Below are 24,940 nucleotides of genomic sequence, written 5' to 3' on the forward strand. Positions count from 1 at the left end.
TCACATGACGAGACGCAGTTTTCTGGCGGCGACGCCGATCGTGACCCGCTGCCCCCACGACAGCTCCAGGCGGTCGGCCTCCAGGCCGTCGGCGAACACCACGAGGCCCTCGCCCTCGCTCGCCAGCTCCAGGGTCTCGGCACCGTCGAGGCGGCCACTGGTCAAGGTGACACCGGTCGCCGGCGACGGCCACGCCTCGCGCACGAACCAGGTCAGGGCGGCCTCGCCGGGGCCCGGGCTCTCCGGCGCGTCCGCCCACTGCCGGGCGATCGAGGAGCACCATCCGGTGGCGCCGGTACCCGTTCCGACGACGACGCCCGACGACGAGTGCCGCTCCCGCGCTCCGTCCGATGTGGACAGTGTGTAGCGCGCCGACTGGTGGGTGACGTGCCCGAAGTAGACCTCGTTGAGGCCGAGGAGCTCCTGGCCGTCGTCGAGCGCCGCGGACACCATCGTGCGCTCCTGCGCCGGCAGGCCGGGCAGGTCCCGCAGCAGCTGTTTCAGTGCCTGCGGCCGGTGGCGCACGAGCACGCCCGGGTTCCTGTCCGGCGCCGGGTCGACCCCGATGACGGGCTGACCGTCGAGGTACTTCGCGACGTTGGCGACGAGACCGTCCTGCCCGACGGCGACGACGACGTCCTCGGGCGAGAACAGGAACCGCGACAGGTCGCCCCGGTCGAGGTGCCCCCGCCGCCAGTCGGCGGGGACGGCCGCGCCGGCGACGGTGAGCGCCGCCTGCTGCGCCGCGTGCCGGGCCGCGACCTCGTCGAGGTCCCTGCCCCGCTGCCGCAGGAAGTACGCGGCGGCGGCGCGGGTGCCGTGCCGGGCGAGCAGCTCGTCGAGCTCGCTGCGCCGCGACACCAGCACCACCCGTGGCGCGAGCGTGCTCACGACGGCCCTGCCCATGCGCTCATGACGAGCCCCTTTCCAATACGGTCGCAGCTCAGTCGGTGCCTGATGAGACGATGCGGCGGCGGACGAGGCGGCGGTGGCGGGGCCGCAGGATCCGGTGCTGCGCGGACCAGCGGCGGGCCATCACCGTCCGGCTCGACACGGCGGTCACGCCGGGCCGCCGAGGGAGCGGCCGCCGCCGAGGCGGTCGACGAGGCCGGTCAGCACGTCGGGGGTGACGGTGAGCTGGCCGATCTCGGGCAGGTTGCCGGCGAGCTCGCGCAGCGCCAGTGCCTGCAGGACGCCGGGTGCGAGGTCCCGGTAGGCGGCCAGGCGCGCGGCCTCCGCCTCGGCCTCGGCGAGCCCGACGGCGCGGACGCCCTCGGCCCGGGCCTCGGTGCGAGCCCGGTCGGCGTCCGCGTCCGCGGCCGCCGTGACCTTCAGACGCTCGGCGTCGGCGAGCGCCGTGATCTTCGAGCGCTCGGCCGCCGCGGTGGCCGCGACCTGCTCGCGCTCGGCGACGGCCTGGGCCGCGACGAGCGCCGCGGCGGCGTCGACCTCGGCCTTGCGGCGGGCGTTGGCGCCGTGCTGCTCGACGAGCGCCTGCTCGCGGCGGGCCAGCTCGATCTTGTTCTGCAGCTCGTTCTCGGCGATCGCGCGCTCCTGCTCGACGGCGCGGGCGCGGCGGGCGTACGTGGCGCGATCCGCCTCCTGCTGCACCGCCTCGCGGGTCGGCGTCTGCAGGGCCCGCTCCAGGTCGGGCTCGGGACGGATCGCGACGACGCGGGCGCTGACGACGCTGACGCCGGTGTCGGTGAGGCGCGGGTCGCCGCCGAGCGCCGCGCTGACGGCCTCGCGGACGGGCGCGATCCCGGCGGTCAGGGCGTCGGTGAGCGGCAGCCGGGCCAGCAGGTCCAGGGCGGGCTGCTGGGCGAGCTCGGCCAGCAGCGTGGCCACCTGGTCGAGCGGCTGCCCGCGCCACGCGCCGGACCGCGGGTCGACGGAGAAGTCGAGGCGGGCGGCGGCGACGTCGGGGGCGCTGATCCGGTAGGTGACCGTCGCCTGCACCGTGACGTCGGCGAAGTCGGCGGTGCGGGCGTGGAACAGCAGCGGCAGCTCGCGATCGTCGACGGGGACCTCGGACAGCACGGCGGTCAGCGGCCGGTAGTAGAACGACTGGCCGATGCCCTCGTGCCGCACCTTGCCCTTGACGTGGTGGCGGACCCACGAGGTCGGCGCGCCACGCAGGTGGCGCAGGAAGAAGCGGGTGGTCACGTCGGCCATGTCGGCACTCCCAGGATGAGTTATCGTCGTCTTGACGATAACCGTCGTCGCCCTTTCTCGTCAATGTGGTGATTAATACATGACGTTCGCCGTGACCGTCGATCTGGTGATGCTGACGATCCGCGACGGCGCGCTCAGCGTGCTGCTCATCCGCCGGGCGATCCCCCCGTTCCAGGGCGGGTACGCGCTGCCCGGCGGCTTCGTGCTGCCGGACGAGGACCTCGGCGAGGCCGCCGAGCGGGAGCTGGTCGAGGAGACGGGCCTGCGCGGTGCCGGGCACCTCGAGCAGCTCGGCAGCTACGGCGCGCCCGGCCGGGACCCGCGCGGGCGGGTCGTCACCGTCGCCTACCTGGCGCTGCTGCCCGACGCGCCGGCGCCGCGAGCCGGCAGCGACGCCGCCGCCGCGGACTGGGTGCCCCTCGAAGGGCTGCCGGGCCTGGCCTTCGACCACGACCGCATCCTCGCCGACGGGGTCGAGCGGGCCAGGGCCAAGCTCGAGTACACACCCCTCGCGGCCGCCTTCTGCCCGCCCGAGTTCACCATCGCCGAGCTGCGGCAGGTGTACGAGGCGGTGTGGGCCACCAGGCTGGACCCGCGCAACTTCCACCGCAAGGTCACGTCGACCGAGGGGTTCGTGGCGGCGACGGGTCGCAGCACGGCCGGTGAGCGGGGCCGCCCCGCGCAGCTGTTCACGCGCGGGACGGCCCCGGTGCTCCACCCTCCGCTGCTGCGGAAGGGTCAGTTGCCGGCGCTCTCGTAGCGGCGCAGGCCGCGCGAGAACACGAACCACGCCACCGCCAGGCAGTAGGCGGCGACGAGCGGGGTCAGCAGCCCGACCCACGCCGAGTTGCCGCCGAGCACGAACGTGACGGGGAAGAAGCTCACGAACGCGAACGGCAGCGCGAAGCCCAGCGCCGCCTTCAGCGCGAGGGGGTAGATGGACAGCGGGAAGCGGGCCAGGTCGCCGGCCTGGTGCACGGCGAACGCGAAGAGCGGGCTCGGGCTCTGCATCCAGAACGAGACCGAGTTCGTGGCGAGGTTGATCGCGACCTTGACGACGATCGCGGACAGCAGCACGACGACGGCGCCCGCGACCCTGCCCGCCGACCAGTCGATGCCGAGGTTCGCGACCGAGAAGCCGAGCATCAGCCCGCCGGTGACGATGTTGGACATGCCGTTGACCCCGATCTGCATGCTGCTGACCTGCAGGACGATCGGGTACGGGCGGACCATCATGTAGTCGAGGTCGCCCTGGTTGATCTGCCAGGCCAGGTTCCACATGCCCTCGAAGAACAGCGAGCCGACGCCCTCGGCGATCGCCACCATCGCGAACATCGCCACGACCGCCCAGAACGACCAGCCGTTGATGTGCGGCACCTTCGCGAAGATCGCCGCCAGGAACACGACGTTGACGACCTGCATGATGACCGTGCCGACCATCATGATCCAGAAGTCGCTCTCGTACTCCAGCAGCGAGCGCAGGTGCGCGCCGAGCAGCCGCACGTAGAGCCGGATGGTGCGCATGTCAGCCCCCGTTCACGGTCAGCCGGCGCAGCCCCCGCCGGAACAGGGCACGGGCACCGAACCACATGGCGAGGACCCAGCCGAGCTGCGCCACGACGAGCAGCACCGCGTGCCCGCCGGACGCCTGCCCGATGAAGATCAGCGCCGGGGTCGAGGTGAGCCCGGCGAACGGCGACCACTGCGCCGCGGTCGCGAGCCAGCCCGGGAAGAACGCGAGCGGCACCAGCGCGCCGGACAGCAGGCTGGTCAGCGCCTGCCTGGCCCACAGCACACCGACGAAGTTCTCCGTCCAGAAGCAGGCTAGGGTGCTCAGGTACGACACGGCGAACTTCAACGGCACGATCAGGACCATGCTGGCGGCGAACAGTGCGAGCATCGGCCCGGGCGGCGTGTCCAGTGCCCCACCGGCCGCGACGGTGATCGCGACGATGACGACGACGGCGACGGCCTCGATCCACACCCCACCGGCCGTCTCGGCGAACCGGGCCCGCTGGTAGTCCACCGGCTTCACCAGGTCCAGCGCGACGAGCCCGGAGCGGATCCGGTGCGACATCCGGAAGTCCACGAACGTGCCGACCAGCGTGGCGGACGCGAACGCGACGATCAGGTACGCCCGCATGTGCGGCCAGTCGAACCCACCGACCCGGCCGTCGGTGAGCAGGACCCGCCACACCGCCAGCAGCGCGATCAGCTGGAACGCGACCCCGCCCAGGGACAGCAGGAAGTTGCCGCGGTACGCCAGTGCGCTGAGCGCCGCGGCCCGCGCGTGTGCCAAGTACGGCCTCATGACTGGAGCACCAGCTCCCCGCTGTACACCCGCCGGATGACGTCCTCGATGGACGGCTCGTCGACACCGAAGTCGACGAGGTTCGCCAGCGGCGCGAGCGCCGTGACGACCTGTCCCGCGGTCATCGCGAACCGGTCGAACCGCACCGCGAACTGCAACGGCGTCTCGCCCGGCTCGATCGTCGCGCCCGGCAGCGCGGCGCGGACGTCGTCCAGCGGCACCGCCGTCTCCGTCTGCACGTTGAGGATCCGCTCGCGGGCGAACGCGTCCTTCACCGCCTCCAGGTCCCCGTCGAAGATGATCCTGCCCTCGTCGATGATGACCAGCCGCCGGCAGAACCCTTCGATGTCGCCGAGGTCGTGGCTGGTCAGCATGACCGTGGTGCCCTCGTCGCGGACCGTCCGGAAGAACTCCCGGACCCGGTCCTTCACGGCGAGGTCCAGCCCGATCGTCGGCTCGTCCAGGTACACGACCGGCGGGTCGTGCAGCAGCGCCGCGGCGAGGTCGGCCCGCATCCGCTGCCCGAGCGACAGCTTCCGGCCCAGGACCGGCAGCACCTCGCCGAGCTCCAGGACGTCCTCGAACCTGGCCATGCGCTTGCGGAACGTGCCGTGGTCGATGCCGTACACGTCGCGCAGCACCGACAGGGACTCCGACACCGGCAGGTCCCACCAGAGCTGCGTCCGCTGCCCGAACAGCACGCCGATCCGGTGCGACATCGCGATCCGGTCCTTCTGCGGCGACAACCCGTCGATGCGGACCTCACCGGAGGTCGGCATCAGGATCCCGCTGAGCAGCTTCACGGTCGTCGACTTCCCGGCGCCGTTCGGCCCCACGTACGCGACGGCCTCACCGGCCTCGATCGTCAGGTCGACGTGATCGACGGCGGTCTTGTCCACGAACCGCCGCACGAAGAGATGTTTGACGGCCCCCCGCAGCCCCGGATCCTTGTCCGGCCTGCGGAAGACCTTGGTCAGTTCTCGAGCCTCCACAAGTGCCATCGCCGGAGCGTAGTATTTCTTCGCGATCCGGATTAACCCGTTTCCGCCGGTGGACTGTGGCGCCCGTCGCTGTTTCCCCGTGATGCCGGCCGTGGCCCCTACGGCGCCTCGGCGATCAGCGAACCGGACGGGGTCGTGGCCGCGCTCGACAGGAACTTGGGGTGCTTGCTGCGCATGGTCGAGATGACCAGGTCGTACGGCACGTCGTCGAAGTCGCCGTAGAACCTGAGGAACTCCATGTGCCGGTTGCCGTCGCCGTCGAACGGGTGGTAGAGGCTGTCGGCGCGGCCGTCGAACTCCAGCGGCGCCATCCCGTAGAGCCTGCACAGCAGCTTGTTGAACACCGGCGTGGCTCTGACCCACCGCCCGTCCAGGTGCACCGTGGTCAGGCTGTGGAAGAACACGTCACCGCCGACGAGGTCGCGCAGCCGCGGCGAGGCGAGGTGGTTGCGCACGTCGCCGTAGGTGATGCGGCTGGGGATGCCGGCCGCGCGCACCACGGCCGCGTACACGATGGACTTGTGCAGGCAGAAGCCGCGGCCGCGGCCGATGACGGCGCTGGCGGTCAGGCCGGCGCGGCTCAGGTCGGCGTGGTAGACGTCGTACAGGATGCCGTCGCGCACGGCGTAGTAAAGCCGGACCGCCTTGTCGACATCGGTGGCGCCCTCGTCCAGGCCGGCCAGGGCCTTGCCGGCGAAGGCGGCGACGGCGGGGTGGTCGTGGTCCAGGAAGAACGTCGGTTGGGTGAGCACGGTCGGGTTCGCTGTCATGACACGTCCAAGGGGCGGTGCAGGCCCATCAGGGCGGCGAGCCGCTCCCGCTGGATCTCCGACGTGCCGGAGTAGATGGTGCCGGACACCGAGTTGCGCAGCTCCTTCTCCAGCCCGTACTCCGTCGTGTACCCGTAGCCGCCGAAGATCTGCACGGCCGCGAGGGCGGAGCGCACGTTGCTCTCGCTGACGATCAGCTTGGTGCGGGCGACGTCGGTGGTCACGTTGCCGCCGGCGGCCAGCTTGCGGGCGGTCCCGTAGAGCCACATGCGAGCGGTCTCCACGTCGGTGCCCATGTCGACGATCCGGTGCGAGATCGACTGGTAGCGGCCGATGTGCCCGCCGAACTGCCGCCGGGTGCGGGCGTACCGCACGCAGCGGTCGAGCCGGTGCTGCATCTCGCCGAGGTTGACGACGAAGCCGCAGAGGATCTCCCACTGCATCACCGCGTCGAGGATCAGCAGGCCGGCGCCCGGCGAGCCGACCAGGTGCGCGCGGGGCACCCGGACGTCGTCGAGGAACAGCTCGGCCAGCGGCGAGGTGCGCAGCCCCATCTTGTCCACCGGCTGGCCGACGCTGAGCCCGGGGGTGCCGCGCGGCACCAGGAACGTGCTGATCGCGGCCGGGTTGCCGAGCTTGCCGGTGCGGGCGTAGACGAGGATGACGTCGGCGATCGGCCCGTTGCTGACGAACGCCTTGCTGCCGTTGAGGACGAAGCCGTCGCCGTCGGGCACCGCCGTGGTGCGCATCGGGGTGATGTCCGAGCCGCCCGCCGGCTCGGTGACGGCGTGCGCCCCGATGACGCTGCCGGCGCAGACGTCCGGCAGGTACCGCCGCTTGAGCTCGGCCGAGCCGAACCGGTGCAGGGCCACCCCGGTGCTGACCAGGTGGGTCACCGCCGAGAAGCTCAGGCCCCCGTCGCGGCACGCCGTGCCGAGAGCCTCCAGCGCGTACATCGTGGTCGGCAGGTCCTGGGCCAGTCCCCCGTACTGCTCGGCGAACGGCAGCCCGAACAGTCCCAGCTCGGCGAGCTTCTTCCAGCCTTCGGTGTCGAAGGTGCCCGCCGCGTCGCGTTCGACGTGGTCGGTGCCCAGCGTCGCGGCGACCGCGAGCACGGCGTCGTGCAGCTCCTGCTGCTCCCGGGACCAGGCCATCTCAGTACTGGGAGTACTCGTCGGAGTCCAGCGAGTGGACCTCGTCGCCGATCAGCGGCGGGTTGAAGACGCTGATCAGTTCGAGCTCGCTGTCGGGGTCGGCGATCAGGAAGTGCGCGTCGTGCGCGTCGAGGGCGTAGATGACGCCGGGGGTGATCTCGAACTCCTGGCCGTCCGCGGTGACCACCCGCCCCGTGCCGCGGATGCACAGGCACGCCTCAAGGTGCCGGCGGTACTGCAGCCGCGACTTGGTGCCCGGGCGCACCGTCGTGTGGCAGACGGTGAAGCCCATCTTGTCGGCCTCCAGCAGGTACCGGCGGCTCAGGCCGTTGCCCCAGTCGACCGTCTTGGCCTGGCTCTGGTCCCGGACGATCATGGAGTCACTCCTTCTCTGCCGCTGAGGCGGCGTCGCGGACCCGGGTGTTGCGGGCGATGAAGCGGTCTACCGCCGCCACCGAACGGAAGTCGTCCGGGTTCAGGTCGATCTGGTCGAGGGCGACGGCGTACCGCTCGCTGACCCAGCCGACCAGCTCCAGCAGGCTGAGGCTGTCGACGACTCCGTTGTCGAGCAGGTCGTAGTCGCCCGGCAGCTCCGTGGCCGGGGTCCCGGGCAGGTACCGCGTGACGAGGTACTCGCTGATCTCGCGCTGATGGGTGCTCATACGGTCAGTTCCTTCTTGAGGCGGGCGCGGTCGACCTTGCCGGTGACGCCGACCGGCAGCGCGACGCTGCGCAGGTCGAAGACCGCGGGGATGGCGGCGCGGGCGAGGCGTTGCGCGCACCAGGTGCGCACCTGCAGGCCGGTCAGCCCGGAGGAGCGGGGGCGCACGACGGCGGTGATCCTGGCCCCGGCCGCGGCGTCGGGCAGCGCGACCACGGCCGCCTCGGCGATGTCGGGGTGGGCGAGCAGGACCTGCTCGACCTCCTCCAGGCTGATCCGCACGCCGCGGACCTTGACCTGGAAGTCGGTGCGCCCGACCAGCACGAGCCGGCCGCGGTCGTCGCGGGTGACCAGGTCGCCGGTCCGGTACCAGGCGTGGCCGTCCCGGACCGGGAAACGGTCGCCGGCCAGGTACCCGACGGCCTGGAACGGCGTCGACACCACCAGCTCGCCGGTGCCGGGCCCGTCGAAGGGTTCCCCGTCGTCACCGGCCAGGTGCGCGTGCACGCCGGGGAGCGGCGCCCCGAGCGGCAGCGGCGCACCGTCCCGGGCCTCGTCCGCGCCGAACGTGTGGATGAAGCTGTCGTTGGTCTCGGTGCAGCCGTACACGTTGTGCAGGACCGCCGCGGGAAACAGGTCCGGCAGGGCGGCGCGCAGCGCGGGCGGCGTGTGGTCGCCGGTCAGCACGACGTGCCGCACGTCCGGCACCGCTCCCCCGCCGCCCGCTGCGGACACGAGCAGCCGGTAGAACATCGGCACCGCCTGCACCACGTGCGGCCGGGTGGCGGTGACGAGATCCAGCAGGTAGGTGGGGTTGGCCGCCCGGTCGGGGTCGACGAGCACGACGGTGCCGCCGTGCCCGAGGGTGGCCCACACGTCGAGCAGGCTCAGGTCGAAGTTCAGCGGTGCGTAGCTGAGCACCCGGGTGCCGGCGCCCAGCTCGAACGTGCCGGCGGCCCAGCCGGTGAAGCGGGCCACGGCCGCCGTGGGTAGCGGCACGATCTTCGGTACGCCGGTCGAGCCGGACGTGGTCAGCATCAGGCATGTGTCCGGCGGCAGGGCCGGCGCATCGGCCGGGACCTGCGCCGGGGACCAGTCGAAGGCGCCGTCGCCGGTCGCTTCGGCGACGCCCGCGCACCCGGCCCGCTGGACCAGGCTGCCGGCCACCTGCGCGCCGAGGTCGACGGAGAGCAGCAGCACCGGCCGTTCGGCGGCGAAGCAGGCCAGGATGAGGGCGATGGTCTGCGGCGACTTCGCCGCGTGGACCGCGATCGGCTGCCCCGCCGGCAGGTCCAGCTTGTCCAGCGCCACCACGGCGGCCTCACTCGCGGCTACGAGCTCGGCGAACGTGGTCCCGCCGCCACGGTACGACACGGCGGTGCGCTCCGGAGCGAGCCGGGCCGCGGCGTACACGGCGTCGGCCGGCGCACGCCCGGTCATGAGACCTCCCGGCCGGCAGGTGCGGTCTGGGCGACTGGCTCCTTCTCGCCCGGCTCCTTCTCGTCCGGTGACTCCGCGTCGCCGGACGGGGTCCGCCAGGCGCCGGGCCGCAGCTGGTCCTCGCCGAGCAGGATGCTCGCCACGATCACCACGCCGCCGACCAGCACGTTCCAGGTGATCGCCTCGCCGAGGAACGCCGCGCTGAGGATCAGGCTGATGAACGGGACCAGGTAGTTCACCGCGGAGGCGCCGGTCGCGCCGATGTCGGCGATCAGCCGGTTGTAGAGGACGTACGCCAGGCCGGTGCCGAACACGCCGAGCGACACGATGCTCAGCACCACGTGCCAGCCGACCGACGACGGGGTGTGCCAGCCGAGGAACGGCTGCAGCACGGCGAGCAGCACCGTCGCGACGAGGGTCTGGGCCGTCGCCGAGGAGATCGGCGGGATGCCCCGGTCGGACAGGAACTTGCGGACGAACACGGCGTGCGCGGCGTAGATCCCGGCGACGGCCAGGCAGGCCAGCTGGCCGCCGATCGTGCCGCCCAGCTCGGACCACGGCGCCATCACCAGCACGATCCCGGCGAACCCGAGGACCACCCCGGCCGTGCGCCGCACCGTCGCCCGCTCGCTGCGCAGCTGCACGGTGGCCAGTGCGAGGGTCAGCAGCGGGGTGGCCGCGGTGAGCACGCCGGCCATCGAGGCGCTGGTGCGCTGCTCGCCCCAGGCCAGCAGCAGGAACGGGGCGACCATGCCGAGCACGGTGGTCACGGTGATGTGCACCCACACGAACCCGAACCGTGGCAGCCGGGACCGGGTCACCGCGGCGATGAGCACCAGGACCGCCGATCCGAGGACCAGGCGGCCCAGCACCTGCTGGCCCGGGCTCAGCTCCTCACCGGCCAGCTTGATCAGCGGGTAGCTGGAGCCCCAGATGACGCCGAGGAGGAGGAACTGCAGTGCGCTGAGCCCCTTCACGACGACGCTCCGGCCAGCACCGGGATGCTGTCGCGCCCGATCTCCAGGGCCTGCGGGTCGATGCTGTCGTCGGCGAGCGTGCCGCCGAGGTACCGTTCGTACGCGCTGAGGTCGAAGTTGCCGTGCCCGGAGAGCCCGAACAGGATCGTCCTGGTCACGCCCTCCTCGCGGGCGCGCAGCGCCTCGTCGACCGCGGCGCGGATCGCGTGCGTCGACTCGGGGGCCGGCACGATGCCCTCGGTCCTGGTGAACAGCACCCCCGCCTCGAAGCAGTCCCGCTGGCGCAACGCGACCGCCTCCATCAGGCCCTCCTCCACCACCCGGCTGACCAGCGGCGCGATGTTGTGCGCCCGCAGGCCACCCGCGTGCACGGGCGGCGGCACGAACCTGTGACCCAGCGTGTGCGTGCGGGTCAGCGAGGTGAGCCCGGCGGTGTCGGAGTAGTCGTAGGCGATCCGGCCCTGCGTCAGCGACGGGCACGCCGCCGGCTCCGCCGCGATCAGCCGCACGTCCGGCCCGCCGTGCAGCCGCGCGCGCAGAAACGGGAACGCCAGGCCGGCGAGGTTGCTGCCGCCGCCCGCGCACGCCACCACGATGTCCGGGTAGTCGCCGGCCCGTTCCATCTGCACGATGGCTTCCTGGCCGATGACCGTCTGATGCGCGCACACGTGGTTCAGCGCGCTGCCGCGCGTGTAGCCCCACCGCGGGTCGGCGAACGCGACCTGCAACGCCTCCGACTTCGCGACGCTCAGGCTGCCCGGGAAGTCGGGGTTCTCGTCGAGCACCGCGCGCCCGGCCTCGGTCTCGGTGCTCGGGCTCGGCGTGCAGCTCGCCCCGAACATCTGCATCAGCGAGCGGTGGTGCGGCTTCTGCTGGAAGCTCACCCGCACCATGAAGACCTTGGCCGCCATGCCGAACAGCGACGCCGCGAACGAGATCGCGCTGCCCCACTGCCCGGCCCCGGTCTCGGCGATCAGACCCGACTTGCCGGCCCGCTTGTTGTAGTACGCCTGCGGGATCGCCGAGTTCGGCTTGAAACTGCCGGTCGGGCCCACTCCCTCGTACTTGAAGTAGATCCGCGCCGGAGTGTCCAGCGCCTTCTCCAGGTTGCGGGCCCGGATCAGCGGCGTGGGCCGCCACTGCGCGTAGAACTGCCGCACCTCACCCGGGATCTCGAACTCCGGCTCCCGGCTGAGCTCCTGGTCGACCAGCGCCTCCGGCATCGTCCGCAGCATGTCGTCACGCGTCACCGGCTCGCCCGTCGCCGGGCTCAGCGCCGGCGCCACGTAGTCCAGGTCGGCGGCCATGTTGTACCAGGTCTCGGGAATCTCCGAGGGGCTGAGATCGAAACGTACCGCCTCCATGGAGGCCGCCTCTCTGGGCTACGGGGGTGCGGTGGCCATGCCTCGGGGTCGCCGCGAATGCCTCATGGTCAGTACCGAACCCCCCACGGTGGTAGGAGTTGCGGCGGATGCTAGGGGAAGCCCCAGTACTGGCAATTCCCCGGCCGCGCGCGTGGCATCGTGAACGCTCCGAACCCCCGCGACGGACCCGTCGCGGGGCGGCCGAGCGCAGGGACGACCGCCATGATTCGTGAAGTCACCGCCGACGACCTCGGCCTGCTCCACTCGCTGGTGCTGGACATGGCCGCCAGCGAGGAGGCGACCGACCAGATCAGCACCGACGAGGCCGAGCTCGGCCGCGCCCTGTTCGGCCCCGCACCCGTCGCCTGGGCCCACCTCGCGATCGACGACAAGACCGGCGACGTCGTCGGGTACACCCTGTGGGCGCTGGTCTACAGCACCTGGCGCGGCACCGCGATCCACGTCGACGACATCTACATCCGCGAGGACGCCGTCGGCACCGGCGTCGACACCGCCCTGCTGAGCACGCTGGCCGCGGTCTGCGCCGAGCGCGGCTACCGCCACATGCAGTGGTGGGGCCGGCCCACCAACGACCCGGTCGACGCCTACTACCGCTCGATCGGCGCCGAGATCCCCTCCGTGCTCGGCGAGGACATCGCCATCTACCGGCTCACCGGCGCACCGCTCGCCGACCTCGCCAGGCAGGCCTGACCCCGCCTCGAACGCAGACCTCCGTCAAGGAACCGAGGCCGTCCACGCCCCGAACAGGTCAACCGCCGCCAGCAGCCATGAGCACCTCACGCGGCACCGGCCCGCCACGGACGGGTCAACCGCCGCCAGCAGCCGTGAGAACCTCGCGCGGCGCCGGCCCGCCACGGATCCGGTGGACGGCGGACCTGACGGTGGCGACCGCATGCTGGTCCCAGCTGACCGGGTCGTGCCGCGGCCCGTTGGTGCCCGGCCTGCGGTCCCGGTCAAGGAACGCGACCATTGCCGGGACCACCGGCGCCGCCGCCGGCCCGATGTCGGCCAGACACCCGACGACCGTCCCGTGGCCGGCTCCGAACAGCGGCGCCCACGGAACCCCGTCGACAAGCCCGGTCAGGACCGGCAGCGCGCTGGACGCGTCCGCGGTGCACCGCCAGAGAGCGTTCGCGGCCTCGGCCCGGGCCCACTCGAAGGAGTCGGTGAGTCTGCCGCGGATCACCGCCTCGTGCCCCGCGGCGGCGGGACCCATGTCCGCGAGCAGCGACAGCGCCGTCACGTCAGCCAGTGGGACGGCGGCGAGCCGGGCGAGGGCCGCCGCCGTCGCGGTGGTCTCCTCCCCGGTGATCCGCCACCGCGCCCAGAGCAGGGCGCCGAGGGAGTCCGGCGCCACGCCGTCGGCGAACCGATCCAACGCAGGCACCGCAACGCCAGCGCCAAGCCGATCCAACGCAGCCGGCGCGACGCCAGCCGCAAGCCGATCCAACGCAGGCACCGCGACACCGGCCGCGAGCCGATCCAACGCGGGCACCGCGACACCGGCGGCCGGCCCGATCCTGCCGAGCGCCGTGGCCACGGCCTTGTGCCCGGACGCATGGCCGGCCGTCCGGTCGAACTCCGCGTCGCCGAGCAGGCGGGCGAGCGCCTCGGCGGCGCCGGCGGCCTCCTCCCGCCAGCTGGACAGCCCGGCGACGAGGTCCTGCCGGACGTGCCGCCAGCCATCGACGTCCCCGGCGGTGAGCCGGTGGACGACCGCGGGCAGCAGCGCGGCCGCGTGCGGGCGCAGCAGGTCCAGCAGCCGCTGTGGCGTGCGGTCCATCCAGATCCACCCTTCCGGCAGCGCGCAGGTGCCGGCGGTCAGCAGGTCGATCAGCGGCGCGACCGCGCGGGCGTCGCCGCGGTGGGCGAGGGTGAGCGCGGCCCATCCCCGCAGCTCCGGGTCGTCGTCGTGGTCGAGCACGGCCGCGACCCGGTCGGCGACCCGGTCCGGGACGGCGCCGCACCGCGCGAGGCGCGAGCCGACCGCCGACCGCACCGTGCGGCTCGGGTGGTGAAGGCACTCCGCGAGCAGCTCGAGCATCGCGCCCGTCCCGTCCCGCCACATCCTGACCTGCCGTGCCGCCGCCTCGCACGCCGACACCACGACCGCCGGATCGTCGTGCGTCATCAGCGCCGCCGTGAACCGGCCGGCCACCTCGCGCCCCTCCGCCGCCGGCCGGCCCACCGGATCCGGCCGCAGCGGGAACTCGTGCGTGTCACCGAGCAACGCCACGAGCCACGTGCCCATGCCATGGTCCAGCTGCTGGCTCATCCACGGCACCCGCCGCATCCAGGACTCCGCCTCCTCGGCGCCGGCCAGCAGCAGCCGCAGCAGCGGCTCCGGCGGCGCCGCCGGGGTCGCGCACAGCCAGGCGAGCACGGCGGCGAACCGCACGTCGAGCGGATGGACCTCGCCGCCGCACAGATCCCCGGCCCAGGCGACGACCTCCGCAGCGTCGCCGTGGTCGAGAGCCAGCTGCGCGACGGCCAGCACCAGGCTGATCCGCACCGCCGGGTCGGCCTCCACCGCCAGCCGCCCGCGCAGTGCCGCCGCCGCCTCGGGCGAGCCGGCCGGTGGCACCGTGGCCAGCGCATACGCCGCCGCCGACCGGTTGCCGGGAGCGGCGTCGCCGAGCAACGGCAGCAGCGAAGGCACACCGGCGAGCACGGCGGCGCGGGCCGCCTCGGGTGACGGGCCGCCGAAGCTGTCGCCGTCGTCGGCGACCCGGAGCAGGTCGGAGCGCAGCGCCTGCCGCGAGCGGTCGGAGCGGACGGCCTGAGCCGCCAGCAGCAGCAGACCCTCCCGGCCGTGGACGCCCGGACCGGCCGCCGCACGGATCAGGAACGGCACCGCCAGCGCCGCCGGCGCGCTGCTGCCACCCTGATGGCACACCCTGTTTCCCAGCGTGGCGAGGCTGCGCTCAGTCGTCTCCGGATCGGGGTCCAGCAGGCCCCGCAGCAGCGCCGGCACGTCATCGGCCCTGCCGTAGAAGTGCTCGAACGCAGCCCAGTCGACGTCGTCAGGAGTCGGGAAGGGCAGGGCGAGCAGCGCGGTCATCGCTTCCCGCACGTCGGGTCTCATGCCCGTCATCATGCCGGCGGAGTACGACAAAAACGGGCGGCGGACGGCGGGATGTTCTGGTTCAGGTGGAAGACGTTGTCCGGGTCGTAGCGGTCCTTGAGCGCGGTCAGCCGGGCCAGCTTCGCCGGCGGGTACGCCCGGCGCACCCCCGCCGCGCCCTCGTCCCCCAGCGAGTTGACGTAGACGCCGCCGGCGAAGGGCTCGAGCAGCCCCGCCGCGGCCCGTGCGGCGGCCCGGCGGGCGCCGTCCTGAGCGGGGTCGGTCCACGAGGAGCCGGCGCCGAACTCGAACATGGTGTCGCGGTGGCCGAACGCGGTGGCGTCCTCGGCGACGTCGGCGATGGCACCGCCGTACCCCTGCAGGCCCGCGCCGCAGTGCTCGCCGGCGGCGATGAAGGCGTCGACCGCCGCGTCGGGCATCGACTTGAGGTAGTGCGAGCGCCCGTACCGGCGCAGCGCGTGCCGGCCCGAGCTGTCCTCGCGGCGCTGCAGTTGCAGGTACGACATGGGCCGCCGCGAAACGGTCCCGCCCTCGGTGAACAACGGCTGGTAACCGACGCCGGGCCCGGTCCAGACATAGCCGAGGGTCAGGGTGCCGGGGGCGCTCCACGCGGTGAACGTCGCCTGCCGCGGCGCGGTGAGGTGCTCGTCACGCCACCGGCGCATCGCCGCGTGCCGGGCGGCGCCGGTGAACGTCGCCTCCACGACGAGCGCCTCGGTGCCCGTGTCGTGCAGCGCGAACTCGAACCCGGTGACGATCCCGAAGTTGCCGCCGCCGCCCTTCAGCCCCCAGAACAGCTCCCCGTCGGTGACCCGCTCGACGGATCCGTCCGCCGTGACGAGTTCGTAGGAGACGACGTTGTCGCAGGCGAGCCCGTGCTGCCGGGCGAGCCAGCCCATGCCGCCGCCGAGCGTGAGGCCGCCGACGCCGGTGTGTGACACGTTGCCCGCCGTGGTGGCCAGGCCGTAGCGCTGCGCCGCGTCGTCGAGGGCGCCCAGCAGCGCGCCGCCCTGCACGTACGCGCGGCGCCGGGCCGGGTCGACGCTCGCCCGCCCCATCGGCGTCAGGTCGATCATCATGCCGCCGTCGGTGACCCCGAACCCGGCCGCGCTGTGCCCGCCGCACCGCACCGAGATCTCCAGGTCCCGCTCGCGGGCGACCCGGACCGCGCCGGCCACGTCCTGGACCGTCCGGCACCGCACGATCATCGCGGGCCGGCGGTCGAACATCGCGTTCCACACCTGCCGGGCGTCGTCGTAACCGCGGTCGCCGGGCCGGAGCACCTCTGCTGTCCCTGTCGTCATGCGTCGAGCTTCCCGCCGATTGGACCCCGCGGTAAGGTCCGTTCTTGTGGCACGTGAGAGGACCAATCCGGAGCTGCTCGTCGCGCTGGACCCGGCCGGCGGGCCGCTGCACCGCCAGCTGGAGACGGCGATCAGGACGGGCATCCGCGGCGGCCGGCTCACCGTGGGCAGCGCGCTGCCGTCCAGCCGGGCCCTCGCCGCGTCGCTCGGCGTCTCCCGCGGGGTCGTCGTCACGGCGTACGAGCAGCTGACCGCCGAGGGCTACCTGACCAGCCGGTCCGGCGGGTACACCACGATCGCCACCGGACCGGCTCCCGCGGCCGCGCCGCCGCGCCAGGCCGAGCCACCGGCCCGGATCAGCTTCGGCTACGGGCGCACCGACGTGTCGCGCTTCCCCCGCGCCGCGTGGCTGCGCTCCGTCCGCCGGGTGCTGACGACCGCGCCCACCGACCGGCTCGGCTACACCAGCGGCCAGGGCACCCCCGAGCTGCGGGCCGCCCTCGCCGACTACCTCAACCGGGTCCGTGGCACCGACGCCCGCCCCGAGACGATCGTCATCTGCGGCGGCTACGCCCAGGCGGCGAACCTGCTGATCCAGGTGCTCCGCGCGGCCGGCGCCACCCGCCTCGCCGTCGAGGACCCGTCCTCCGACGACGACGCCCGTGTCCTGGCGCTGGCGTCCGGCATGACCGTGACCGGCGTCCCCGTCGGCCCCGACGGCGTCGACGTCACGGCCCTCGCGGACGTGGCCGCCGATGCGCTCGTGCTGACCCCGTCGCACCAGTGGCCGACCGGCGGCGTCCTGCCCGCCGCCGCCCGCGCCGCCGTCATCCGGTGGGCCGCCACCGGCGCGCTGGTCATCGAGGACGACTACGACGCCGAGTACCGCTACGACCGGGCAGCCGTCGGTGCCATGCAGGGCCTCGCCCCGGACCGCGTCGCGTACGTCGGCTCCGCCAGCAAGACCCTCGCGCCCGGCCTGCGGCTCGGCTGGATGGTCCTGCCGACGCACCTCGTCGCCCCGGTCGTCGAGGCGAAGGTGCTCGCCGACCGCGGCTCCCCGGCGATCGACCAGCTGACCTTCGCGGACTTCCTCGCCGGCGGCGAGTTCGACCGGCACCTGCGGCGGATGCGCCCCCTGTACCGGCGCCGCCGCGACGCCCTGCTGGCCGCCCTCGCCAGGCACCTGCCCCGGCTCCGCCCCGTCGGGATCGCGGCCGGCCAGCACCTCGTCGCGTGGCTGCCGCCCGGCCTGCCGGAGGAAGCGGTGGAGGCCGCCGCGCTGGCGAGAGGGCTCACCGTGTACGGCGTCGGCCGCTTCCGCCTGGCTCCCGGCCCGCCGGGCCTGCTGTTCGGCTACGGCCACCTCTCCGAACCCGCCATCGAGGAGGGCGTCACCATCCTCGCCGCCGCCCTGTCCGACCTGACCTGACGGCCCGCGCGGGTCAGGCGGAGGCGCGCAGGATCAGCTCCGGGTTGAAGATGACCGAGCGCGGCGAGCGGCCGGGTTCGCGGATCCGGGTGAGCAGGAGCTGGGCCATCTCGCCGGCCATCTCCTCGACGGGCTGGCGGACGGTGCTCAGCTGGGGGTGGCACTCGAGGGCGGCGGTGCTGTCGTCGAAGCCGATGACCGCGACGTCGTCCGGGACGGTGCGGCCGGACTCCTGGATGACGCGGAGCGCACCGTCGGCCATCAGGTCGTTGGCGACGAAGATGCCGTCGACGTCGGGGTGGGAGGCCAGCAGCGCGCGGGCGGCGCGCTCGCCGCCGCCGCGGGTGAAGTCGCCCTCCACGTGGGGGGCGTCGGCCTGGCCGTGGGCGGCGACGGCGGCGTGGAAGCCGGCGAGGCGGTCCTGGGCGGCGGGCATGTCGAGGGGGCCGGTGATGGTCGCGATGCAGCGGCGGCCCAGGGCGGCCAGGCGGTCCACGGCGAGCCGGACGCCGGCGCGCTGATCGACGTCGACGAAGCTGGTGTGGACGGGCCGGCCGGGGCGGCACGACAGGACGCAGGGCACGCCGAGGTCGACGAGCTGGCTCGGGAGCGGGTCGTCGACGTGGCTGGAGATGAGCAGGGCGCCGTCGACGTGGCCCTGCCGCAGATACCGCATGACGTGCTCGCGGGCGGGCGGGTCGGCCAGGAAGATGACCAGGTGGATGCCGAGCGGGCGGAGCACCTCCTGCGCCCCCGCGGTGACCCGGCCCAGGTAGGGGTCGGTGAAGGTACGGGTGAGGAACGGCGTCTCGTAGCCGCGGTTCTCCGGCTCCGACACCACGAGCGCGATCGAGTCGGTGCGGCGGGTGACGAGCGAGCGGGCGGCGAGGTTGGGCACGTAGCCCGTCGCCGCGATCGCCCGCTCGACGGTGCGCCGCAGCTCAGGGTCGACGGTCTGCACCCCGTTGATCACACGGGAGACCGTGGCGCGGGAGACCCCGGCATAGTTGGCGACCTGTTCCAGCGTCGGTGGTCGCGTGTCGCTGCCCGTCATGGTTCTCACGGTAGATCGTGCCCCCGCGCGGTGAGAAAAGGGAGCCGTGGATGGACGGCGCTTGCGTCTCGTCCATCCACGGCCAGATCGAGAAACTTACGCGGTGCCGTTGGCGCCGCACTTGACTTTCAGGCGGATGCAGTACGCGACCCGGCGCTCCATCTCGGCCTGCGGCCAGGCGTTGAAGAAGTCGCCGTGCATCGTGAACCCGGCACCCGAGCTGAGCCGGATCCTCGACGGGTCACCGTTCACCGGGTACCGCAGGACCTGCCGCAGCTTGGGCACCGGCACCGGGTGGGTGGACGGGCAGGCGCCGTTGACGGGGTAGGCCATGTGGCTCTTGTGGTCGGCGGAGTCGAGGTCGCGGCCGTTCCAGCACTGCGGGAAGTCGAGGTACGACTCCAGCATCGAGTCGGCCGGGCAGTTGATGAAGTCCTTCCCCGCGCCGGACTCGTTGTGGTGCAGGCAGGACCAGCGGGAGATGGTGGTCGCGTCGGGTGCCGTCGCCTTCGCGTTGCCGGCGACGATCCGCAGCCCGAAGGGCAGCGGCTGGGTCTGCTCCCGCACGGCGTCGCTGACGCCTTCACCGAGGTAGTAGAAGGTGGTGATCACCGGCTCCTTCGCGACCCCGTCCTGGTACAGGGTGGGCACCCAGTACGAGGACTTGTCGACGGCCGGGTTGCAGTTGCTCGGGCCGTTGGCGAGGTCGTTGACCGTCGAGTTGCCGTTGGTGACGGTGCTGCCGAAGAAGCTGTGCATGTGCGACGCGCCGGGCAGGCCGGGGAAGACGATCGGGTCGTCCGGCAGCCGGTGGCTGAACGGGCAGTCGGCGAGGAACTCCGCGACCCGGACCGCGCCCGGCGGGATGGTGGTCGGGTTGTTCGTCGGCGTGCTGCCGCCGGTCCCGAACACCTGGAACTCCCACAGCGACACGCCGTACTGCGTGGCCCGGCGGGTCGTGTTCAGCTTCACGTACCGGCCGGAGCCGGACACGTTCAGCGTCTGCACGCCGCCGGTGCCGTTGACGGTGGTGTTGATCGTCGTCCACGAGGTGCCGTTGGCCGACGTCTGGATGGTGAAGTCGCGGGCGTACGCGGCCTCCCAGTTGATCACCACCCGGGTGATCGTGGCGGGCGCGCCCAGGTCGACCTGCAGCCACTGCGGGTCGCTGAACGCGCTCGACCACCGGGTGCCCCCGTTGCCGTCCACCGCGTTCGCGGCGGCGGCGCCCCCGTTCTCCACGGACGACGCCGTGACCGGCTTCCCTTGGGAGATCGGGATCTCAGCGGCGTCCGCGGAGAACGCACGGACCGAAGCGTACGTGCCAACCAGCGCGGTGAGCGCCAGCCCGATCAGGAACTTCCTGGTCAGGCCCCTCCCCAGGACCCGGGCGCTCATGCCATCGCCTCCGCTACGCTCCGGCGCCGGCCTGAGCCGACAACCTGCATCAATGGGGAGCAGCCCGAGCCGCTGCGCTGGCCGCTCACTTGTAGACCCGCACGTAGTCGACGTACATCCGGGACGGGAACGGCGTGGTGGCGTCGATCGGGCCCGGGAAGTCACCGCCGACCGCGAGGTTGAGGATCAGGTAGAACTGGTGGTCGTACACCCACGGGCCGCGGGTCGTCTCGACCGTGTCCTTGTCGGCGACCAGGATGACCTGGTTGTCGACGCGGAAGGTCATGTGCTTGCTGTCCCACTCGGTCGAGTAGACGTGGTAGTCCTGCGACAGGTCGACCGTGGAGATCTTCTGGCCGTAGCCGCCACCGCCGTTGTAGGCCGGCGCGTGCAGCGTCGAGTAGATCTCGTTGGTGTTCCTGCCGAGGATCTCCATGATGTCGATCTCGCCGTTGTACGGCCAGGGGCGGCCGGTCAGGAAGTCGGTGCCCATCATCCAGAACGCGGGCCAGAGGCCGTTGCCCTTCGGGACCTTGATCCGGGCCTCGACCCGGCCGTACTGGGTGGAGAACTTGTTGCTGGTGTTGATCCGGCCCGAGGTGTAGTCGCGGCCGCCGAGGGTCTGCTTGCGGGCCTCGATGACCAGCGAGCCGCCCTGGACGCTGGTGTTCTCCAGGTTCGTGTAGTACTGGATCTCACCGTTCTGGCCGGTGCCGGGGTCGATCGTCCACTTGGAGGTGTCGACGTTGGTGCCGGTGTTGAACTCGTCCGACCACACCAGGTTCGTCGCCGGGAAGATCGGGTCGGCGGGGTTCGCCGGCGGCTGGACCGGCTGGCCACCGGTGCCGTACACCTTGAACTCCCACAGCGAGTAGCCGTAGCCGTTGGAGCGCTGCGTGCCGTACATGCGCACGTAGCGGCCGGTGCCGGTGACGTTCAGGGTCTCCTTGAAGCCCTTACCGGTCGTGGTGGTGTAGATCGGCGTCCAGTTGGCGGCGTCGTTGGAGGTCTGGATCTGGTACGACACGGCGTACGCCGGGTCCCACTGCAGCACGACCTGCTTGATCTGCGCGGTCGCGCCGAGGTCGACGTAGATCCAGCCCGGGTCGACCCAGCCGTTCGTCGGGCTCGTCGCCCAGCGGCTCGCCGGGTCGTTGTCGAACGCCTTGTCCGGCGTGCACGGGTTGCAGTTGGTGTCGTTCTGCGAGGTCGACGCGACGGCCGGCTTCTTGTAGGACAGCAGGACGGTGTTGCCGGGCGGCTGGCTCGGGGTCTGGCTCGGGCTGCTGCTCGGCGTGTCGTTCGTGGTGGGCGGCGCGCCCTGCACGCGGACCTGGACCTCCCACAGCGAGTAGCCCCACTGCGTGGCCCGTGCGGTGCCGTTGATCCGCACGTACCGGCCGGAGCCGGTCACGGTCAGCTCCTGCACGCCGCCGGTGGAGGTGGTCGTGCCGTAGATCTGCGTCCAGGTGGTGCCGTTGGTGGACGTCTGGATCTGGAACGCGGTCGCGTAGGCCGCCTCCCAGTTCAGGGTCACGCCGCAGATGGCCTGGGTGGTGCCGAGGTCGACCTGCAGCCACTGCGGGTCGGACGCGGCGCTGGACCAGCGCGTGCCGTTGTTGCCGTCGAACGCGGACGCGGCGGGCGTGCCGGCGTTCTCCGTCGAGGAGGCGGTGGCCGTCTTGCCCTGCGCCACGTTGGCGGTGCCGCAGCCGGACGGCGTGCTGCCGCCGTACACCTGGAACTCCCACAGCGACACGCCGTACTGCGTCGCCCGGGCGGTGGTGTTGACCCGCACGTAGCGGCCGGAGCCGTTGACGGTCAGGCTCTGGTTGCCGCCCGTGGAGGTCGTGGTGGCGTAGATCTGCGTCCAGGTCGTGCCGTTGGCGGAGGTCTGGATCTGGTACGCGGTGGCGTAGGCGGCTTCCCAGTTGAGCGCCACGCGGGTGATGGTCTGCGTGGAGCCCAGGTCGACCTGGATCCACTGCGGGTCGCTGAACGCGCTCGACCAGCGGGTGCCGGTGTTGCCGTCAGTCGCGTTGGAGGCGGGGGAGCCGGCGTTCTCCGTCGACGAGGCGGTGGTGGGCTTGCCCTGCGACAGCAGGGTCTCCGCGGCGTCGGCGCGGGTCACGACCAGCACGATGTAGGTGCACAGCATCGCGGCCACCGCGGTGGCGATGACACCGGTGCGCGCGGCGCGCCGGCCGGTCGTAAATCGTGAGAGACGTCGATGGCCGGGGGCGGGTGCCGACCAAGGCATAGGGAGCTCCATTCGTGTCGCTCGGGTGACCAGTGTGTTACGGGGTGATGAGAGAGCGCTCTCTCATCCGGTCACTGTGGACCCTTGGTCGAGTCGTGTCAATGCTTCGGCACGAATGGGAGAGCGCTCTCCAAACATCGACTACCAGCAGCTCACAGGCCGTCGACGCTGCGTGGAGTAGTGACGAACCCTGATATGCGCGACGCGGGGAGCGCTCTCCCCAGGTCAGGCGTGCGGGCGGCGCATGATCCAGACCGGCAGCCGGCCGTCGACGGTCAGGTGCTCGACGACGTCGAAGCCGGCCCGGCGGTACACCTCGACGTTGCCGGGATTGGAGGTCTCCAGCAGCGCGGGCAGCCCGTCCTCCGCCGCCCGCCGCAGGGCCGGTGCCATCGCGGCCCGGGCGAGGCGCCGGCCGCGGTGCTCCGGGTGGCAGGCGAGGACCCCGAGGTACCAGCGCCGGTCCTTCGGCATCACGGCGGCGACGGCGTGCTCGTAGACGGCGAACCGCCCGGTCGGCACGTGATCCGACGGCGGCGCGTCCGGCCCGTCCCACATCGCGACGGCCGCTCCCCCGTCGGCGACCCAGACGGTGCCGTGGCCGACCCGCGCGTCGAAGAGCCCGCCGGCGAGCGCCGCCGCGTCGCCATCGAAGGTGGCGTCGTCCGGGTAGAAGAAGCGGAACGCGGGGTCGGCGGCGAACGCGGCGACGACGGTGGCGACCACCGCGTCCCGATGCGCGGGGGTCGCCACCTCGATGACGGGCTGGGTCAGGGGTGTGGTCACGTCCAGGTCATATCACGCAGCACCGCGTCGAACCCGGATTTTCCGATCGCCGGATCGGCAACCGTGATGGTGTACCAGGTCTGGTGGTCATCGGACCACCAGCCCGCCGACCGGTCGCCGGGGCGGTCGTAGACGACCGCCGTCCGGCTGCCGAGCCGCAGCGTGTGGTCGGGTTCCGAGAGGATGACGCCCGCGCTCAGGCGGTAGGCGCGCAGCGCGAGGTCCGGTCCGCCGGACCGGGTGAAGCGCCACGCCAGGACCCCGTGCTGCCGGACCGCCGGGAGCTCGGTCCAGCCGCCGGCCGCCAGATCGGGCAGGTCCGCGGCGCGGACCAGGACCCGCGGCTCCAGGGGCTCCCGGCCGTCCACGATGCCCCGGCCGCCGACCGCCTGGGGCAGCTCGAACGTCCGCGACACCGGCTGGCTGTCGTCGCCGCAGCCGGTGTACGAGCCGGCCAGGTGCAGCGCGATCCGGTTGTCCGCCCACTCGACCCGGTCGTCCGCCGGGTCCCGCTCGACGCACTTGCCGGGCAGCGGCGCCGCGTACACGGTGATCCGGGTGCCGGTACGGTCGATCCGCGCCACGTCCCACGGGACCTGCGGCACCCCCGCCCGGCCCGTGGGCGCGGCCGGCGCGTCCGGTGCCCCGCCCGTGGGCGCGGCGGCGAACCCCGCGAGCAACGCGAGAGCGGCGGCCACGACCGCCCCCGAGCGGATGGAGCGACGGCGGCGGATCCGGCGGCGGATCTCGGCGTGCGGCGCCGTCAGCAGCGCCGGCGGTACATCGGCGACCGCGCGTGCGAAGAGGTCGGTGACCTGCCCGTGGCTCATCGGCGGACTCCCTCGCTCAGCAGCTCCAGCAGTTGCGGATCGTTGCGCAGCGCCGCCAGGGCCCGGGCCGTGTGCGACTTGACGGTGCCGAGCTTCAGGCCGAGGGCGCGCGCCGTGTCGGTCTCGGTGAAGTCGCCGTGGAAGCGCAGCATCAGCACGGCCCGCTGCTGCCTCGGCAGGCGGGCGAGGGCACCGGCGAGCAGGTGGCGCAGCTCCACCCTCTCGAGCCCACCCCCGCCCGCCGGCGGCTCCGGCAGCCGCTCCGTCGGCAGCTCGCCGCGCCACCTGCGGCGCCACCAGCTCAGGTACGTGCTGGCGAGCATCGCCCGCAGGTACGCGCCCGGCGCGCCGTCGCGGATCCGCGGCCAGCGCCCGTACGCCCGGGCCAGGACGGTCTGCACCAGATCCTCGGCCCGGTGCCAGTCGTGCGTCAGCAGCCAGGCCGAGCGCAGCAGCCGCGGCCAGGCCGCACTCACGTACGCCTCGAAGTCGTCCAACGGTTCCCTCCCCCGGGGCGGTCCCCCGCGGTCAACGACGCCGTCCCGGCGAAAGGTTGTCCTCCACCTTCTTGAGGTACGCGGCGATGGCGTCGCGGTTGCGCGCCAGGCACGCGATCCGCGCGTCCATCCTGTCGCGCTCGGCCGTCAGCAGCGCGATCAGCTCGTCGCTGGCGTCGGAGACCGTGATCGTGCACGGGTTGTCGGTGCACGGCAGCACCTCCCGGATGACCCGGGTCGGCAGGCCGGCGTCGAGCAGCCCGCGGATCTGCTGCACCCGGTCGACGAGGTGGTCGGCGTAGTCGCGGTACCCGTTGTCCTTCCGCTCCGGCGTCAGCAGGCCCTGCTCCTCGTAGTAGCGCAGCAGGCGGGCCGGGATACCCGTCCGGCGGGACAACTCACCTATGCGCATGCTCACTC

At 72.7% G+C, this 24,940-nt stretch carries 24 protein-coding genes; 3 read left to right on the plus strand and 21 right to left on the minus strand.

From position 1 onward, the window contains the following. Both AB0I21_RS27485 and AB0I21_RS27490 read right to left on the minus strand, forming a co-directional pair. A complete protein-coding gene (locus AB0I21_RS27485) occupies positions 1-891 on the minus strand; it encodes a hypothetical protein (RefSeq protein WP_360565367.1) in 891 nt (296 codons plus the stop codon). Between the two features lie 168 nt (positions 892-1,059). Next, positions 1,060-2,175, minus strand: coding sequence for an SPFH domain-containing protein (locus AB0I21_RS27490; RefSeq protein WP_360565369.1), 1,116 nt, complete (start codon positions 2,173-2,175; stop codon positions 1,060-1,062). Between the two features lie 79 nt (positions 2,176-2,254). On the opposite strand from AB0I21_RS27490, the gene AB0I21_RS27495 reads away from it, so the two are divergent. After that, a complete protein-coding gene (locus AB0I21_RS27495; protein WP_360565371.1) occupies positions 2,255-2,935 on the plus strand; it encodes an NUDIX domain-containing protein in 681 nt (226 codons plus the stop codon). Here the strand turns inward: AB0I21_RS27495 and AB0I21_RS27500 are convergent. The 10 genes from AB0I21_RS27500 to AB0I21_RS27545 form a co-directional block, all read right to left on the minus strand. Then, on the minus strand, positions 2,914-3,699 hold the full coding sequence (locus AB0I21_RS27500; RefSeq protein WP_360565373.1) for an ABC-2 family transporter protein: 786 nt from the start codon (positions 3,697-3,699) through the stop codon (positions 2,914-2,916). The genes AB0I21_RS27495 and AB0I21_RS27500 overlap by 22 nt on opposite strands. 1 nt (position 3,700) lies before the next feature. Then, positions 3,701-4,486: an ABC-2 family transporter protein gene (locus AB0I21_RS27505; RefSeq protein ID WP_360565374.1), complete on the minus strand. Its 786-nt coding sequence runs from the start codon at positions 4,484-4,486 to the stop codon at positions 3,701-3,703. Continuing rightward, a complete protein-coding gene (locus AB0I21_RS27510) occupies positions 4,483-5,487 on the minus strand; it encodes an ATP-binding cassette domain-containing protein (RefSeq protein ID WP_360565376.1) in 1,005 nt (334 codons plus the stop codon). Before AB0I21_RS27510 ends, AB0I21_RS27505 begins: the two co-directional genes overlap by 4 nt. Before the next feature lie 98 nt (positions 5,488-5,585). Next, positions 5,586-6,257 (minus strand): transglutaminase family protein, encoded by a 672-nt coding sequence (locus AB0I21_RS27515; protein WP_360565378.1) that lies wholly within the window; start codon positions 6,255-6,257, stop codon positions 5,586-5,588. Beyond that, a complete protein-coding gene (locus AB0I21_RS27520; protein ID WP_360565380.1) occupies positions 6,254-7,411 on the minus strand; it encodes an acyl-CoA dehydrogenase family protein in 1,158 nt (385 codons plus the stop codon). Before AB0I21_RS27520 ends, AB0I21_RS27515 begins: the two co-directional genes overlap by 4 nt. A gap of 1 nt (position 7,412) precedes the next feature. Then, the gene (locus AB0I21_RS27525) at positions 7,413-7,787 is read right to left on the minus strand and encodes an ectoine synthase (protein ID WP_344504715.1); all 375 of its coding nucleotides are present in this window, start codon (positions 7,785-7,787) and stop codon (positions 7,413-7,415) included. A gap of 4 nt (positions 7,788-7,791) precedes the next feature. Continuing rightward, positions 7,792-8,073: a hypothetical protein gene (locus AB0I21_RS27530; RefSeq protein WP_360565382.1), complete on the minus strand. Its 282-nt coding sequence runs from the start codon at positions 8,071-8,073 to the stop codon at positions 7,792-7,794. Next, on the minus strand, positions 8,070-9,512 hold the full coding sequence (locus AB0I21_RS27535; RefSeq protein ID WP_360565384.1) for an AMP-binding protein: 1,443 nt from the start codon (positions 9,510-9,512) through the stop codon (positions 8,070-8,072). The genes AB0I21_RS27530 and AB0I21_RS27535 overlap by 4 nt, the downstream gene beginning before the upstream one ends. Next, the gene (locus tag AB0I21_RS27540) at positions 9,509-10,489 is read right to left on the minus strand and encodes a DMT family transporter (protein WP_360565386.1); all 981 of its coding nucleotides are present in this window, start codon (positions 10,487-10,489) and stop codon (positions 9,509-9,511) included. Before AB0I21_RS27540 ends, AB0I21_RS27535 begins: the two co-directional genes overlap by 4 nt. Then, positions 10,486-11,853 carry a TrpB-like pyridoxal phosphate-dependent enzyme gene (locus AB0I21_RS27545; protein WP_360565388.1) on the minus strand — a complete coding sequence of 456 codons (1,368 nt, stop codon included), beginning with the start codon at positions 11,851-11,853 and terminating at the stop codon, positions 10,486-10,488. Before AB0I21_RS27545 ends, AB0I21_RS27540 begins: the two co-directional genes overlap by 4 nt. Positions 11,854-12,075: 222 nt before the next feature. Here AB0I21_RS27545 and AB0I21_RS27550 point away from each other — a divergent pair, with 222 nt between their 5' ends. After that, entirely contained in the window at positions 12,076-12,564 is a 489-nt protein-coding gene (locus AB0I21_RS27550; protein WP_360565390.1) for a GNAT family N-acetyltransferase, read from the plus strand. A gap of 115 nt (positions 12,565-12,679) precedes the next feature. On the opposite strand, the gene AB0I21_RS27555 is transcribed toward AB0I21_RS27550, so the two are convergent. After that, positions 12,680-14,959 carry a HEAT repeat domain-containing protein gene (locus tag AB0I21_RS27555; RefSeq protein ID WP_360565392.1) on the minus strand — a complete coding sequence of 760 codons (2,280 nt, stop codon included), beginning with the start codon at positions 14,957-14,959 and terminating at the stop codon, positions 12,680-12,682. A gap of 8 nt (positions 14,960-14,967) precedes the next feature. Continuing rightward, positions 14,968-16,263, minus strand: a complete 1,296-nt coding sequence (locus AB0I21_RS27560) for an FAD-binding oxidoreductase (RefSeq protein WP_360565394.1) — start codon at positions 16,261-16,263, stop codon at positions 14,968-14,970. 46 nt (positions 16,264-16,309) lie between these two features. On the opposite strand from AB0I21_RS27560, the gene AB0I21_RS27565 reads away from it, so the two are divergent. Then, positions 16,310-17,695, plus strand: a complete 1,386-nt coding sequence (locus AB0I21_RS27565; RefSeq protein ID WP_360565395.1) for a PLP-dependent aminotransferase family protein — start codon at positions 16,310-16,312, stop codon at positions 17,693-17,695. Between the two features lie 13 nt (positions 17,696-17,708). Here AB0I21_RS27565 and AB0I21_RS27570 read toward each other — a convergent pair whose 3' ends face one another. From AB0I21_RS27570 to AB0I21_RS27600, 7 genes are all read right to left on the minus strand, one after another. Further along, positions 17,709-18,749, minus strand: a complete 1,041-nt coding sequence (locus tag AB0I21_RS27570; protein ID WP_344504705.1) for a LacI family DNA-binding transcriptional regulator — start codon at positions 18,747-18,749, stop codon at positions 17,709-17,711. A 96-nt stretch (positions 18,750-18,845) separates the two neighbouring features. After that, positions 18,846-20,147 carry a DUF1996 domain-containing protein gene (locus AB0I21_RS27575; RefSeq protein ID WP_360565397.1) on the minus strand — a complete coding sequence of 434 codons (1,302 nt, stop codon included), beginning with the start codon at positions 20,145-20,147 and terminating at the stop codon, positions 18,846-18,848. Positions 20,148-20,232: 85 nt separating this feature from the next. After that, the gene (locus AB0I21_RS27580; RefSeq protein ID WP_360565399.1) at positions 20,233-22,305 is read right to left on the minus strand and encodes a discoidin domain-containing protein; all 2,073 of its coding nucleotides are present in this window, start codon (positions 22,303-22,305) and stop codon (positions 20,233-20,235) included. Between the two features lie 327 nt (positions 22,306-22,632). After that, on the minus strand, positions 22,633-23,193 hold the full coding sequence (locus AB0I21_RS27585) for a GNAT family N-acetyltransferase (RefSeq protein ID WP_360565401.1): 561 nt from the start codon (positions 23,191-23,193) through the stop codon (positions 22,633-22,635). Continuing rightward, positions 23,190-24,023 carry a hypothetical protein gene (locus AB0I21_RS27590; RefSeq protein WP_360565403.1) on the minus strand — a complete coding sequence of 278 codons (834 nt, stop codon included), beginning with the start codon at positions 24,021-24,023 and terminating at the stop codon, positions 23,190-23,192. Before AB0I21_RS27590 ends, AB0I21_RS27585 begins: the two co-directional genes overlap by 4 nt. Next, on the minus strand, positions 24,020-24,520 hold the full coding sequence (locus tag AB0I21_RS27595) for a SigE family RNA polymerase sigma factor (protein ID WP_360565405.1): 501 nt from the start codon (positions 24,518-24,520) through the stop codon (positions 24,020-24,022). The genes AB0I21_RS27590 and AB0I21_RS27595 overlap by 4 nt, the downstream gene beginning before the upstream one ends. 31 nt (positions 24,521-24,551) lie before the next feature. Then, entirely contained in the window at positions 24,552-24,932 is a 381-nt protein-coding gene (locus AB0I21_RS27600; RefSeq protein ID WP_360565407.1) for a MerR family transcriptional regulator, read from the minus strand. Positions 24,933-24,940 lie beyond the last annotated feature (8 nt).

Source organism: Dactylosporangium sp. NPDC050588, assembly GCF_040654975.1.
Lineage (GTDB): Bacteria > Actinomycetota > Actinomycetes > Mycobacteriales > Micromonosporaceae > Dactylosporangium > Dactylosporangium maewongense.

What these genes read in the sequence shown, in the direction of transcription:
- AB0I21_RS27490 (WP_360565369.1), bottom strand. Translation starts at nt 2,175, where the DNA reads ATGGCCGACGTGACCACCCGCTTCTTCCTGCGCCACCTGCGTGGCGCG.
- AB0I21_RS27495 (WP_360565371.1), top strand. Translation starts at nt 2,255, where the DNA reads ATGACGTTCGCCGTGACCGTCGATCTGGTGATGCTGACGATCCGCGAC.
- AB0I21_RS27500 (WP_360565373.1), bottom strand. Translation starts at nt 3,699, where the DNA reads ATGCGCACCATCCGGCTCTACGTGCGGCTGCTCGGCGCGCACCTGCGC.
- AB0I21_RS27505 (WP_360565374.1), bottom strand. Translation starts at nt 4,486, where the DNA reads ATGAGGCCGTACTTGGCACACGCGCGGGCCGCGGCGCTCAGCGCACTG.
- AB0I21_RS27510 (WP_360565376.1), bottom strand. Translation starts at nt 5,487, where the DNA reads ATGGCACTTGTGGAGGCTCGAGAACTGACCAAGGTCTTCCGCAGGCCG.
- AB0I21_RS27515 (WP_360565378.1), bottom strand. Translation starts at nt 6,257, where the DNA reads ATGACAGCGAACCCGACCGTGCTCACCCAACCGACGTTCTTCCTGGAC.
- AB0I21_RS27520 (WP_360565380.1), bottom strand. Translation starts at nt 7,411, where the DNA reads ATGGCCTGGTCCCGGGAGCAGCAGGAGCTGCACGACGCCGTGCTCGCG.
- AB0I21_RS27525 (WP_344504715.1), bottom strand. Translation starts at nt 7,787, where the DNA reads ATGATCGTCCGGGACCAGAGCCAGGCCAAGACGGTCGACTGGGGCAAC.
- AB0I21_RS27530 (WP_360565382.1), bottom strand. Translation starts at nt 8,073, where the DNA reads ATGAGCACCCATCAGCGCGAGATCAGCGAGTACCTCGTCACGCGGTAC.
- AB0I21_RS27535 (WP_360565384.1), bottom strand. Translation starts at nt 9,512, where the DNA reads ATGACCGGGCGTGCGCCGGCCGACGCCGTGTACGCCGCGGCCCGGCTC.
- AB0I21_RS27545 (WP_360565388.1), bottom strand. Translation starts at nt 11,853, where the DNA reads ATGGAGGCGGTACGTTTCGATCTCAGCCCCTCGGAGATTCCCGAGACC.
- AB0I21_RS27550 (WP_360565390.1), top strand. Translation starts at nt 12,076, where the DNA reads ATGATTCGTGAAGTCACCGCCGACGACCTCGGCCTGCTCCACTCGCTG.
- AB0I21_RS27555 (WP_360565392.1), bottom strand. Translation starts at nt 14,959, where the DNA reads ATGAGACCCGACGTGCGGGAAGCGATGACCGCGCTGCTCGCCCTGCCC.
- AB0I21_RS27560 (WP_360565394.1), bottom strand. Translation starts at nt 16,263, where the DNA reads ATGACGACAGGGACAGCAGAGGTGCTCCGGCCCGGCGACCGCGGTTAC.
- AB0I21_RS27570 (WP_344504705.1), bottom strand. Translation starts at nt 18,749, where the DNA reads ATGACGGGCAGCGACACGCGACCACCGACGCTGGAACAGGTCGCCAAC.
- AB0I21_RS27575 (WP_360565397.1), bottom strand. Translation starts at nt 20,147, where the DNA reads ATGAGCGCCCGGGTCCTGGGGAGGGGCCTGACCAGGAAGTTCCTGATC.
- AB0I21_RS27580 (WP_360565399.1), bottom strand. Translation starts at nt 22,305, where the DNA reads ATGCTGTGCACCTACATCGTGCTGGTCGTGACCCGCGCCGACGCCGCG.
- AB0I21_RS27590 (WP_360565403.1), bottom strand. Translation starts at nt 24,023, where the DNA reads ATGAGCCACGGGCAGGTCACCGACCTCTTCGCACGCGCGGTCGCCGAT.
- AB0I21_RS27600 (WP_360565407.1), bottom strand. Translation starts at nt 24,932, where the DNA reads ATGCGCATAGGTGAGTTGTCCCGCCGGACGGGTATCCCGGCCCGCCTG.